Origin of the sequence: Nostoc sp. PCC 7524, assembly GCF_000316645.1 — a bacterium.
Taxonomy (GTDB): Bacteria; Cyanobacteriota; Cyanobacteriia; order Cyanobacteriales; family Nostocaceae; genus Trichormus.
Map to the genome: position 1 here is coordinate 4,296,710 of NC_019684.1, position 13,167 is coordinate 4,309,876.

Consider the following 13,167-nt stretch of genomic DNA (forward strand, 5'->3'; position numbering starts at 1 on the left):
GCTGCAAAGAAAATTACCACTACTTAAACAGGCAAAAATTACTCAAACGACACTTATTTATTTGCCGATCGCAGTTCCCATCCATCAAAGTGGAATTAGCTTGTGAGTAATTCCGGTTTGGGAATGTTAATGAAGGCAGTCAAAATTGCAAAAACGGTTCCATTTCCCCAAATGATACTAAATTTTTACCTAAAATTTTTGTAATTTAGATGACAGTATCATTGGTTATTCTTTTAAAGATGGCATATTTGCCATAAAGCTACTATTGATTTTATCTATGTTGGTCATTGCAATTAACCAACAAATTAATCTGTATAGGCAGATATAACCAAATATTTTAATGATTTGCAACAGTGTGGTTAACGTTGTCTTAATTACTGCTACCTAAGAGAAACAGACTGAGTAGAGTACCACTATTCCAGAGGCTGTGGAGTAGCATCGGTGCCAGGAGATTGCGCGATCGCGTGTATACTACTCCGAGAACGATCCCCAATGCTGTCAGAGGTAAGATTTCCGATAAACTTAGGTGAGCGATCGCAAACAACAAAGCACTGGCTAGAATCGATCCCCACACTGGTAAATAGCGAGTCAACGAGGGCAGTAAAAAGCCGCGAAACAGTACCTCTTCAAATAAGGGAGCTGCGATCGCCGCAGTCAAGTAAAATATCCCCAAGGCTATAAAGTCTTGGCTTTCCAGAGCTAACTGTAATAAGGGGTTACTACCACCCTGTCCTTGCCATAGCTGCTGATTAATCAACGACACGAGGATAACTATTGGTAGAGCCGCGCAATATCCCCCCAATCCCCACCACAACCAATTATCCAGCCATTGCCAGCGAAACCATAATCTTGGTAAGGGAAAAAATCGTTTAATGGAGAAATAAAGCACTGACAGCGCACCGGATGCTACCAAGATGTAACTGATTAACACAGCAACCGCTTGCAGGCGTACACTGGCAATGGGACGGGGGATAGGAAGTAGCAAGAGCAAAGAGGGTACAATCACCTGTCCCATGAAGAAAAAGCCGACGACAAAAACCTGTAAAATGGTTTCTCCATCCCAAGGTGTTGTCCAAGCTAAATCAGCATTTTGAGCTAATAGAGCTTCTTTTCCCTTCAATAAGCGTTGAGCAACTAAGAAAATTAACAGCACCAGCCCAATGAAAGCGGCTAAAGTCGGGACTGTACCAATGACTGCTAACTTAATCACCGCTTGGCTAGCAGTTTCTTGTTGTGCGGCTTGCACTGTTGATAAAGGTTCTTGTCGCTGCTGGAGTTGGTAAAGTTTAGTTAAGGTTGTAGAGCGAAACCAACCATCTAAATTTTGCGTAATAAATTGTTGAGCATCAGGCAAAATGCGTGGGGGATCACTCCATAATCCACTCAACACAGTAGCAGTTGTCGCAATTTCTGGTTGAATATCCGAGCGTTGTTGTAATTCGCTCCAAGTTTTGAGGGCTGTATCCGTCTGTCCTTGCTGTGCTTGTAAAATGCCTAGTTGTAAGTCTAGTTCCCCCAAGAATTTTTGCAGTTGCTTAAGGGACTGCTGCAACTGTTGTTCTTTTCCGGAACTAGAGATTTGAGTTGTGGGAGATTCTGTTGGTAATGGTTTAGGAGGTGCGGGAGTGGGAGGGACAGAACTTAGTTGTGCAATACGGTTCTGCACTTTTAGCAAATTAGTTTGTACGGATTCACGGGTTTGCTGATATTCCTTGGTAGCACTTTCTAGAGGTTTTTCCCCTAGTATGGCGGCTCTAATTACCTCGTAGCTTTCATCATCTTGACTATCTGTTGGTTGCCAAGCTTGTGCTTGGAGAGCCAGATTAGTTTGGTACAGTTCCAAGCGAGTTTGAAACTGTGGTTCTTGCCAACTACTGTATAGAGATGAAACTGCTAACAAGCCTGCTACCAGCGTCAGAAATATTAAAACCAGTCGCTTAATTGTCATCTGTCCCCCTTTGACAAACCAGTGAAGAGCGCATCCCCTTGGGAATTATCGCAAGAAAAAGCTAAAGGTGGATCAATTTTCTAGGTCTGCGATCGCTTTTACCATCCTAAAAGGGTGTAGGGGTTTTGGTAAAAGACTTTTTCATCCTTAATCCCAACTCAGCACGCTGCTCAACGCCCTGAAGCTCAAAGAGCAATTATACTTAACTCTAACGTAGGAAGTAATTTTGTTAGCGATCGTGCGAATCTAATTAGGTAAATCCTCTAACGTAAACCTATGACTCAACAACCACAGCCAGATTTGAGAGTTGCCGCTACCACTAGAATTTGGGGAATCACAGTTGGGATTTTAGCAATTTGCATTCCACTCTCAGCTGTCACCAGAAGCGGCCCCATTCTACCTTTAGCAGCTCTTGGCGGTGCAGCTGCTGGGACTTTTGCCGTTTGGCGTTCTGATGATCAAAAAGCTCCATCTCCCTACTTATCAGGGCAGAAGGTGGAACTATTAGAGCAAAGAATTGCTAATTTAGAAACAATCATCAGTAGTGATGAATTTGATTTACATAGAAAAATTAAGCAGTTAGAATCTAGCGATACTCACGGTGTACAGACTCTACCTACGACACCGGAACATAAAACTTGAAATTTGCCGATACATATCATTGATCACAAATTGCAAGTATCACCATCAGCTTCTGTAACACTACGTTACTATTAAATAACTTTTTTAATTTAGCTGTTCTACAACCTTGGCAGACTTTTTTAAATCATAATCTTCTTTAGGAGGATAACTGTTTCCTAGAAACAGTATCTCATTGGGAAGGTTAGTTAGAATTGACGGACATCATTATAAATTCTCAATACCTCAGTCGCATCCAGCAATCAAAGGTTTCAATCCTAGCCTCTACTGGTGGATATTCTCTGCAAACTATATCTTTGATTGTGTTCTATTAGACTGCGAGGATTACGGAATTTTTAATTAACTAGAAGTTATAAACTTGAGTCATTGCATTGGTATAACCTACCTTAAGTATGCAACATTGTGCCGCAGGAATGCAGATGGATTGGATTAGCTTACTCAAAGCTCAACAGGCTGACTTCCTTCAACGTGTGAAAAAGCCCAAAACTTACGATCTATCTTTGTTAGAAAGTCAAGTCAGAGGGTGTCACAGTGAAGTGATGGCATTTTGTGGAGAGCAATTGGCAAAAATTCTGGAATTGTCTCGCCAACAAGCCGAAATTCTTGCTAAAAATCCGCCTCCCATACCCCCTGAATATCCAGAACCCCCTGATTGGACGATTCCTTTCCCTAAATACTTCCAGCAGCAAGCAGAAGACTATATTCTGCGGGAGCAAATTGTTGAGCGCATCATCACAACGCGCTTAGGCAAGTTACTCAAGAAGTTTCCCCAAGACACCGTAAAAAATATGGTGTTAGATGATGAAGGTAACTTGCGCGGGGAAAGTAAATTTACTTATTTGCTGGCAGACAACCCTAAACTGAGTGTGCAAGTTTATGTAGCAGATGGAGAAAGTTTTAATGGGATCAAGAAAGATAAAATTAAATGGTCCGTTACTTTAGATGATTTAAGAAAACACCAAGTATTAATTTTTTTGTGTTTATTTTATCCATCTACAGGTAAGTTGGGTTATGAAAAACAAGCTGTTATTGCTGGCTTTTTACCCACAAATCAAGTCGGATTGACAGAACCCAAAATGCACGTCACCCCCAGTCATTTGTTGTATTGTGGTGGTTTGAGTTGGTATTTAGAATCACTAACCATAAAACAAGATATCCAAAATGATATTTTGCCCATCGTGGTTGAAAGAACCATACCAGAAACAATTCAGACTGTAGCATCAGACCATCCGAAAAAAGAAATTATTGGGGATTGGGAGTGTTGGCAGACATTAAAAGGACACACCAGAGGGATTAATTGTTTAGCTTTTAGTTCCAAGTGTGACAACGACACAATTACACCCATATTGGCAAGCGGTAGTCATGGAGAAACGAAGCTCTGGGATTTAAGCAAGGGTGATTTAATTGATACGTTGTCAGAATATCCTTGGGTATTGTCTGGATTAATAGATGAAGTCAGTTCCTTAGCCTTTAGTGCTGACGGACAGATGTTTGTAACTGGTGGTGCAGACTCCACAATTAAACTTTGGCATACAGGTGCATTAGATTTAATAGATATTCTGCACAAACATCATGGCGTGGTGCGTTGCGTTACTTTTACTCGTGATGGCAGAATGCTAGCCACTGGCGGCGATGACAGAAAAATTTTGTTTTGGGATTTGATGAGTCGTCAGGTAAAAGCCATCTTGTCTTTAGATGATACAGCTGCACATTCCTTACTTTTAAGCCGCGATGGACAAACTTTAGTGACTGGCAGTTATCGCAAAATCAAAGTTTGGCACACGACAGAACCGTGGGGTAGTAAGAATCTCAAAGACAAACAACCATTGCATACTCTCATGGGTCATTCTCACATTGTTCGGGCTTTAGCGATGAGTGCAGATGGCCAATGGTTAGTGAGTGGTAGCTGGGATCAGACAATTAAAATTTGGCACTTGGAGACTGGTAAATTAATTCGCACACTCAAGGGACATACAGATAAAGTGTATGCGATCGCTATTAGTCCCGATGAACAAATTATTGCTAGCGGTAGTGCTGATCAAACGATCAAATTATGGCATCTTGACTCTGGTGAGTTATTGGCTACCTTTACAGGCCATACTGATATTGTGACAGCACTAACTTTTACCAGTTCTGGCGATATGTTGGTGAGTGGCAGTCTAGATAAGACCATTAAAATTTGGCAGAGGAGTTAAGAGTCATCAAAATTTCTTTTTCCCATTCTCTGCTACCCATAGTCATTGCTGAATGGGAATTTCAATGAAAAGGTCGGTTTTTTCTACCCATGAAGAACGAAAAATCAATCTACCTTCGTGTTGTTCTAGTACAATGCGGATCAGGATGATGTTGTAGGTATTTACGCCTTAACCGTTACACAACAGCGATTTCAGGTTCAGAGTTTTAGCTAGAGTATCTGGCTTATCTAGACCATAGCAATGTAAACCTTATTTACCTGCAATCTGCTGTATTTTGATCAAGAATTATGGGTAAGCGATTTAGTAGACGAAATTTCTTAAAGTATTCACTAGCTACCAATATTGTTATATGGACAAGTGAAGCAATTGCTAGGAAGCTGAATATCAGTTTAAAGGAAATGCAAATATTTGATATTGCTGCTGCCTCTGCACCTTCAATAACTACATTTCCACAAAGCGTAAGCTCTGGAGAGCCTCAAACTCATGGCATTACTTTATGGACACGCATCATAGCTAAATCGGAAGTTGCTAAAGTTGCCTTTGAAGTGGCTGCTGATTCTGCTTTTAGTCAAGTAGTTTTACAAGGTTTTGCTAATACTAATAGTCATTGTGATTATACCGTTAAAATTCCATTAGAATCAAATGTTCTGAAACCTTACACAACTTATTATTATCGATTCATATTTAACAAAGCTGTTAGTCCTATTGGTCGTTTTAAAACTTTACCATCTCCTCAAGATCAGACATTAGATAAAATAAAATTTGCTTATATCAACTGCCATGATTATATTAATGGCTATTATAATGCCTATGAATTTTTAGCAAAAGAGGATATAGATTTTGTTGTATTTTTAGGTGACTATATTTATGAGACGGTAAATGATACTACTTCTCAAAGAGAAATACGTTCTCTGAATTTGCCTAGTGGTGAGTTAATAGCATCAACATTAGAAGATTATCGATTTCTCTACCAAACTTATAATTCTGATCCACAGCTACAAAGACTGCGGGAAAAATTTGCCTTTATTACTATTTGGGATGATCATGAGTTTGCGAATGACTGCTTTCAAGCAAATGCTCCTGATCAATTCCCTTTCTATAAACCCGAATTAAGGCAAGCAGCCACTCAAGCATGGGCTGAATATACACCTATAAGTATCCCTTTTAGTATTAACAATAAAAATTTTAACTCATTACAAATTTACCGTACATTTAAGTTTGGAAATTTGCTTGAGCTTGTGTTGACAGATGAGCGTCTATATCGTGATGAACCTCCATCTTGCGATGATTCTGTCACACAAAAACAACGTTATGAGACTAGAAAACGTTATCTTGTATCGGATAGTCCCCAGAGGAATGACGCTCATCGAACCATGCTTGGACACAGACAGCGTGACTGGTTGATCAAACAAATTTGTAATTCTTCCTGTATTTGGAAGATATGGGGCAACGAAGTGATGACAATGCAATTAAAACTTCTGTCAGTCTTTGCAACCCTATTTTTAGGGCAGAAAACTCCAGATTTGTTCATTAATCTTGATCAGTGGGATGCTTATCCTGCGGAGCGGACTTTACTATTTAAAGCGATAAAAGCAGCTAAAGTTAAAAATTTCGTCACTATTACTGGTGATCTTCATACATTTGTTGCAGGATATCAAAAACTAGATTTTGATGATCAGAGTGATCAACCTATGGGTGTAGAGTTTGTAGTTGGTTCGATCACAGCCTCTAATCTGGCAGAAAGAATTAATTTGAACTCATTTAATCTACCTTTACCTTCAATTGAAACAGTTACTACTTTAATTCAACTCAGTAATCCACACATTTGTTATTTCAATTCCAATACCCACGGCTACAATATAGTAGAAGTAACGCCAGAAGCGTTAATTTGTACTTTCAAGGTAGTCAGTAATATTATCAAACCAGGAGGGAGAGTTTCTACTCTAAAAGTTTTTCGTGTTCCCCGCGATCAAGTATTAATTGAAGATATAACACCTACTTAATCAAAGCAAATTAAGAGAATCTTTTCAATGCTCAAACAACCTCTAAAATCTATTTGGGAATTATATATTTGCAAGCTTCATTAACATTTGTATCTTCATTCAACAAACCTGTTTTGTTTAAAATTTCTAAAGCTACTGGTAAATTTATAACTATTCGTTCACTGGGATAAGCTTCTAAAAGAGAGATAATTCCTAAGCCTTTTGGTGCTTTTGCTCCTAGGACGATAGCGGAACGTAGTGCTTGTATACCGGCATGATCACGTCGTGCGATCGCGGGGGCAATAAAATTTAGAGCTTTTTCCCCAGTCTCTGAGTTTACTAGCTGATCTATCGCTACAGTACCTAAAGGTATTTGGATCTGAAGTACCTCTAGTAATCTCTGCTTTTGCTTTGGGCTTAAGTAACCTAAAAACGATGCTAAATCAGAAGAAACTTGCTGTGTTTGTGCATACTTACGGATATTGGCAACTGTAATTGATTGTTCAAATAATCCATACCTCATAACAACTTGCTCTGCTGCCAGACTAAAAGATGAATCAAAAATACTACTAAAAATTAAAAATATTGAAAACCTAGATGTACAAAAAAGGAGATGACGGAAATAATTGCTAATTGCAGATTGTAAACCTAACATTTATAGTTGTTACGAGCTTTTTGTAATAAATTTACCACTAATGAGTAAATACAGAGGCTTTAAAAAAGCTAACTTTGGCAAAGCTTTTAAACTACGGTAAGGTGATTGATCACATATTGATCACATTGTCGGATGCGATCGCACATAAAAAAGCGATCGCTCTGGTATCGGGCGATCGCTTTTTTAATTCAATCTACAATTGTTAAACCAGAAGTGTTTGCAATAATGGTTTATCTGGTGATAGCTTACCTGTCCGTAACCATTCTGCTAGCTCCTCTGGTACTTGAGCTTGGTTAAGACGTTCTCGCAGTGCAGCACCTTCGAGGATTTCTTTTTGTAACAAGTCCTGGGCTGTCTCTTCTAACAACTCACGGTTATGTTGCAAAATACTCAAGGCGATGTGGTGAGCATTATCCACAATCTGCTTCACTTCGCGGTCAATTTCCTCAGCCACTTTCGGACTAATAGAACGGCGAGGATTACCGTAACCTTCAATAAATTGCTGTTGAATCTTCTCAAATGCTACGGGGCCGAGTTGATCACTCATGCCGTATAAAGTAACGTAGCGTTCTGCTAAATCGGTAGCTTTTTGAATGTCGTCACTTGCACCTGTGGAGACTTTACCAAAGATAATTTCTTCGGCGGAACGTCCACCCAAAAGAGTAGCAATCCGGCCGCGAATTTCATCTTCAATCATCAAAAAGCGGTCTTCTTCAGGCATTTGCAGTGTATAACCCAAAGCGCCAACACCACGGGGAACTACGGATATTTTTTCAACTCTTCCAGTACCAGGCATCAATGCACCGATAATGGCATGACCAACTTCGTGATAGGCTACGGTCTTCTTCTCAGTTTCATTCAACACACGAGAGCGTTTTTCTAAACCAGCCACAACCCGTTCAATGGCTTCGTTGAAGTCTGCCATCACAACGGCTTGGCGATTTTGTCTAGCTGCTAACAGTGCGGCTTCGTTAACTAGGTTAGCTAAATCTGCACCAGCAAAGCCGGGAGTTTTGATGGCAATGTTACCCAAATCCACATCATCAGCTAATTTGACGTTTCTGGCGTGGACGTTAAGAATCGCTTCTCGACCAATTTTATCAGGGCGATCAACCACAACTTGACGGTCGAAGCGTCCAGGACGGCGCAAAGCCGGATCAAGCACTTCGGGACGGTTAGTAGCAGCGATGATGATTACCCCTGTGTTGGCATCAAAGCCATCCATTTCTGTGAGTAACTGGTTGAGGGTTTGCTCACGTTCATCGTTACCACCAACGAAACCACCAGCACCACCGCGTGACTTACCGAGTGCGTCTAACTCATCAATAAAGACAATACAGGGGGCTTGTTTTTTGGCTTGTTCAAACAAGTCACGTACACGGGCCGCACCTACACCGACAAATAACTCGATAAATTCAGAACCAGAGATACTGAAAAATGGTACACCAGCTTCACCTGCGATCGCTTTCGCTAACAGTGTCTTACCAGTTCCCGGTGGTCCTACTAGCAACACACCCTTGGGAATTTTTGCCCCTAATGTGGTGTATTTTCCGGCATTTTTGAGGAAATCAACAATTTCTTCTAATTCCACTTTGGCTTCATCTACCCCAGCCACATCGGGGAATTTTACCCCAGTGCTACCTTCGGAATAAATTCGGGCTTTGCTTTTACCCACAGTCAAAGCAGCCGGGCCACCACCTTGACGATTGATTAAAAAGCCCCAAATACCGAAGAAAATTAATGGCGGAGCCACCCAACTCAGTAAAGTCCCAATCCAACCGTTTTGGTTTGGTGGTGGTGCGGCAAACTCAACATGATTCTCGCGGAGAATTTTGGGTAAGTCTAAATCAATAGCTACAGGTGTAGTAGTAAATACCTGCTCAATGGGATTGCCTTCTGGTGTTTGAGCCTTGATAGCATACTGAATGCGATCATTCCCGACAACTGCCCGGTCTACCTTACCTGCCTGGACTTGAGCAATAAATTCACTATAGGGAACTTGTGGCAACCGGGGGCCGAAAAAACTAGGAACAATAAAATTAAGCAGTAACAGCAAGGTTAGCAAAATCAGGAAACTGCCGCCAAACTGCCTTAATCTAGGCGGTTTGATTGGGTTTTTATTATTAGTTTCTACAGGCATTTTGATTTATCCTCAAATGAATTAGTCAATAGTCATTAGTTCTTTTCGGTTACCTCCCAGTCCCCAATCCCCAGATTAAGACAGAATGTGAATTGTAAAGGTTTGTGTAGTTATAGGTATATTGTAGAGACTGGGTATTGCAGCTTAAATTAGTGGACACCCTACCGAAGAATGTGTATTGCCGTACTTTTATGGAAAATCAGCTAGGTTTTATGGGGAAATTACTTTTAGTCTCAGCGTTGCTATCGGGAGTCATTAAGTACGCGGCTCCAAGTTTCCCGATTCCCGCTACAGATGCTAATGCCTTGATAATAGTTTTGTTACCTACTGTGATCATAGCGATCGCGCTGTTGTGGCGATTCCAAGCACAAAAACAAAATTAACTAAAAACCCTAGGCGGAAGAGACAAAAATCAGCTAACCTAACTGCATTGTTAGGAATTAGCATCACGCCAACAGCTGGGAGACAACCTGTGAATCTTGGTCAATGGATCGGCTTAATCGCCATAGTTCTGTCTTTATACATCCTGTGGCAAATTCGAGAAGTGTTGTTGTTGATGTTTGCCGCAGTTGTTTTAGCTACTACTTTAAATCGGTTAGCAAGGCGTTTCCAACGGACAGGTGTCAAGCGAGGATTTGCTGTTTTCCTATCAGTGGCTATATTTTTTGCTGTGGTAATCGGCTTTTTTTGGTTGATTGTCCCACCTTTTGCCCAGCAGTTTAACGAACTTACCTATCGTGTACCCCAAGGCTTTAACCGTTTTAATACTTGGTTAGATGAATTTAGAACCCGGATTCCACCACAGCTAGTTCCCTACATACCAAATATTGACAGCCTCATCCAAGAAGCACAGCCGTTGATTAATAGAGTATTGGGTAGTTCTTTCGCCTTTGTCTCTGGTTCCTTGGAAGTTGTACTGAAGGTGTTGCTAGTCCTGGTTTTAACAGGAATGTTATTAGTTGATCCTTTGGCTTATCGGAGAGTTTTTGTCAGGCTATTTCCCTCTTTTTACCGCCGCCGAGTCGATGGGATTTTAGATAAGTGCGAACTCTCTTTAGAAGGATGGGTAACAGGCGCACTCATCGCTATGGGTGTAGTGGGACTGATGAGTGTTGTCGGGTTATCTATGTTGCGCGTGAAAGCCGCTTTAGCTTTAGGAGTTTTAGCGGGATTTTTAAATCTAATTCCCAATCTTGGCCCCACATTGAGCGTAGTTCCAGCAATGGCGATCGCGCTCCTAGATAATCCTTGGAAAGCTCTGGCTGTCTTGATTCTCTACTTTATTATTCAACAGGCAGAAAGCAATTTTATTACACCTGTTGTCATGGCGCAACAAGTATCTTTGCTCCCCGCAGTAACGTTAATTTCTCAATTATTTTTCGTGACTTTCTTCGGCTTTTTAGGACTATTTTTAGCCTTACCTTTAACTGTCGTTGCTAAAATTTGGGTGCAAGAAGTATTAATTAAAGATGTTTTAGATGAATGGGGACATAACCATGATCAAGATACAGAGTTAGTCATAGTTTCTCACTCTCCTGAAATTGATGAAAAATGGTCAGAGGAGAAACCAGATAATTATCTGAATGATGATGCTTTGTCACCAGAAGATTAGTTAATTTACTCCATGTACTGTTCTTTTAACATTCCCATTAATTTCCGCTTACGTCCGTGAACTTCCATCAACCGTTCTCGATAACTTACCCAATCTGCTTGTCGCCCAGATGCTATATAGGCGGTGCGTGCTTGTTCTAACCATTCAATAGCTTCACTATAATATTCAGCTTTACCCTCATCCATAATTCTTTCGGCGCGGCGGCTGGCGTTGACAATCACCCAGTCAGGATTGTGAGCAATAGCAGCTTTCATAACACGGTGAATTAAGGGTGCATGATAATGACTCAGTTCGCTCACAGTCGTAATAGCATCATCAATTAGCCCTTCATGTAAAAATATATCCACCTTGGCTGATTGTATGCTCCAATTGTCAGAGGTACGGATTATTCTTAATAAGTCTGGTTTGATCCTCTCCCAATCTTCCCCAGCTAATTCTGCTATTTTTTGATAATCAACAAAGTGGGGCTTGACTTCAAAAGCTGCTTTAAGTGCTAACAAAGCAGCTTCATGATTACCCAATTCTAGGGCTAAATCACTTGTCCAAATTCCTAATTCGTACTGACAATTACCCCATAACCTAAAACCAGTTTGAGCAATTTCCAAAGCTTGGGGTAATGAACCTTGTTCAGCCAAGGTTTTGCCTAAAGCGAAAGCTTCTTCCATCGAACTCATCTCAGTTTGGGCAGCTGTAACCGCATCTTCTACCCTACCTAAACGTCCTAGCATGGTGAGATATGCTTGAGTTTGTCCTTCTGCCTGGGCTAAATACAGGTATTCTTGGTAACGTTCCTGACGTTCCAGAATTTTCAGGCGAATTAGGGCTAAATCATCAGCATAATCGGGGATGTCTTGCGCCCAAACACCTTTTTCACTGATATACCCCTGGAGAACTCGCACCAGTTGCGGATCATCCCAGCCTTGGCGTAAAGCTTCTAAAGCCATACTAAATTCAGTATTCCATTCGTCTTGCCAAACTTCCAAATTCACTTGAATATCAACTTTTTCTTCTGCGGTGAGTTCGGCTGAGAGAATCACCTCACACCAAGCAATGTTTAATTCCCAGGCGATTTCATCGTTATCAGCACCGTATTCTAATACCTCGTCCCAATTTTCTGCACAGGTAGAGGTAATGGCTTCGAGAATAGCGATCGCATTATCACTTTCTCCGCTTTCACTAAATTCTAAAGCCGCTTGTACTAAACTAAATAACTGTTCTGTCAGGGGATCTTCTTCATATCCCTCCTCAAAGTAATCCACCGCATCCCGGAGAATTTGCTTAATTTGTCCCCGAAAAACAGCCAAATTCACGGTAATTTGTCGTCCAGTTTTAGCCGATAGAGGTTTAGATGCAGGGTTAGTCATCCAACTGACGTGCTGATCGATAATATCCACCAGTTGGGGTTGTTCTGCGACTAATTCCTTTACCAGCCTTTGAGTCTGGACATGATCAAGACGATTTAATAAATGTTCTAAAGTAGGACGCTGTTCAATGATCTCTGGTTGACGGGTAAATACCAAGATCGTTGCCACAATATGTTTACACCAACCCTCGAAACTGTAAGCACAATTACAGTTTGCCGCAGCTATACCTTGATCATCAAAATCCAAACAAACATGATAAGGCTTGGCTTCATGACCTTCAACCTCAGCCTGTATCTGTTTGCCACGTTGAGTAATTTTAGTAACAGCACCCGATTCAAAATATGCCTCACCGCGCTGAAACGACTTAGAGTTAGCGTAGCGGCGGACTGTAAATTCACTAATATTCGGAAAAGACATTAAGCGATCGCCCGGCAAAATCCTATAAGTGATTTTAATTCCAGATTAAGTGTTCAGTCATGAAGCTGCAAATACTTTTATGGTCATAAGGAGGCTGGGGAGCAGATGGGCAGGGGAGCAGAGGGGCAGGGGAGGCAGGGGAGGCAAGGGAGAATTTTTACCCAATCCCCAATCCCCAATCCCCAGTCCCCAGTCCCCAATTCCCCAAAAAGGGG

10 protein-coding genes are annotated in these 13,167 nt (G+C 41.1%); 6 read left to right on the plus strand and 4 right to left on the minus strand.

Going from position 1 to position 13,167, the window contains the following annotated elements:
- Positions 1-370 precede the first annotated feature (370 nt).
- Positions 371-1,948 carry a CPBP family intramembrane glutamic endopeptidase gene (locus NOS7524_RS17075; RefSeq protein ID WP_015139741.1) on the minus strand — a complete coding sequence of 526 codons (1,578 nt, stop codon included), beginning with the start codon at positions 1,946-1,948 and terminating at the stop codon, positions 371-373.
- A 276-nt stretch (positions 1,949-2,224) separates the two neighbouring features.
- Here NOS7524_RS17075 and NOS7524_RS17080 point away from each other — a divergent pair, with 276 nt between their 5' ends.
- From NOS7524_RS17080 to NOS7524_RS17090, 3 genes are all read left to right on the plus strand, one after another.
- Positions 2,225-2,590: a hypothetical protein gene (locus NOS7524_RS17080; RefSeq protein ID WP_015139742.1), complete on the plus strand. Its 366-nt coding sequence runs from the start codon at positions 2,225-2,227 to the stop codon at positions 2,588-2,590.
- Positions 2,591-3,006: 416 nt separating this feature from the next.
- The gene (locus tag NOS7524_RS17085) at positions 3,007-4,782 is read left to right on the plus strand and encodes a WD40 repeat domain-containing protein (RefSeq protein ID WP_015139743.1); all 1,776 of its coding nucleotides are present in this window, start codon (positions 3,007-3,009) and stop codon (positions 4,780-4,782) included.
- Positions 4,783-5,069: 287 nt separating this feature from the next.
- Positions 5,070-6,785, plus strand: coding sequence for an alkaline phosphatase D family protein (locus NOS7524_RS17090; protein WP_015139744.1), 1,716 nt, complete (start codon positions 5,070-5,072; stop codon positions 6,783-6,785).
- Between the two features lie 49 nt (positions 6,786-6,834).
- Here NOS7524_RS17090 and NOS7524_RS17095 read toward each other — a convergent pair whose 3' ends face one another.
- A complete protein-coding gene (locus NOS7524_RS17095; RefSeq protein ID WP_015139745.1) occupies positions 6,835-7,419 on the minus strand; it encodes an alpha/beta hydrolase in 585 nt (194 codons plus the stop codon).
- Between the two features lie 74 nt (positions 7,420-7,493).
- On the opposite strand from NOS7524_RS17095, the gene NOS7524_RS31010 reads away from it, so the two are divergent.
- Positions 7,494-7,625: a hypothetical protein gene (locus NOS7524_RS31010; RefSeq protein WP_268741965.1), complete on the plus strand. Its 132-nt coding sequence runs from the start codon at positions 7,494-7,496 to the stop codon at positions 7,623-7,625.
- Here NOS7524_RS31010 and ftsH read toward each other — a convergent pair.
- Positions 7,622-9,559, minus strand: coding sequence for an ATP-dependent zinc metalloprotease FtsH (gene ftsH, locus NOS7524_RS17100; RefSeq protein WP_015139746.1), 1,938 nt, complete (start codon positions 9,557-9,559; stop codon positions 7,622-7,624). The genes NOS7524_RS31010 and ftsH overlap by 4 nt on opposite strands.
- 191 nt (positions 9,560-9,750) lie before the next feature.
- Here ftsH and NOS7524_RS17105 point away from each other — a divergent pair, with 191 nt between their 5' ends.
- Both NOS7524_RS17105 and NOS7524_RS17110 read left to right on the plus strand, forming a co-directional pair.
- The gene (locus NOS7524_RS17105) at positions 9,751-9,942 is read left to right on the plus strand and encodes a hypothetical protein (RefSeq protein ID WP_015139747.1); all 192 of its coding nucleotides are present in this window, start codon (positions 9,751-9,753) and stop codon (positions 9,940-9,942) included.
- A gap of 89 nt (positions 9,943-10,031) precedes the next feature.
- Positions 10,032-11,171 carry an AI-2E family transporter gene (locus tag NOS7524_RS17110; RefSeq protein WP_041555824.1) on the plus strand — a complete coding sequence of 380 codons (1,140 nt, stop codon included), beginning with the start codon at positions 10,032-10,034 and terminating at the stop codon, positions 11,169-11,171.
- Positions 11,172-11,176: 5 nt separating this feature from the next.
- Here the strand turns inward: NOS7524_RS17110 and NOS7524_RS17115 are convergent, their stop codons facing one another.
- Positions 11,177-12,952 carry an SWIM zinc finger family protein gene (locus tag NOS7524_RS17115; RefSeq protein ID WP_015139749.1) on the minus strand — a complete coding sequence of 592 codons (1,776 nt, stop codon included), beginning with the start codon at positions 12,950-12,952 and terminating at the stop codon, positions 11,177-11,179.
- Between the last annotated feature and the right edge of the window lie 215 nt (positions 12,953-13,167).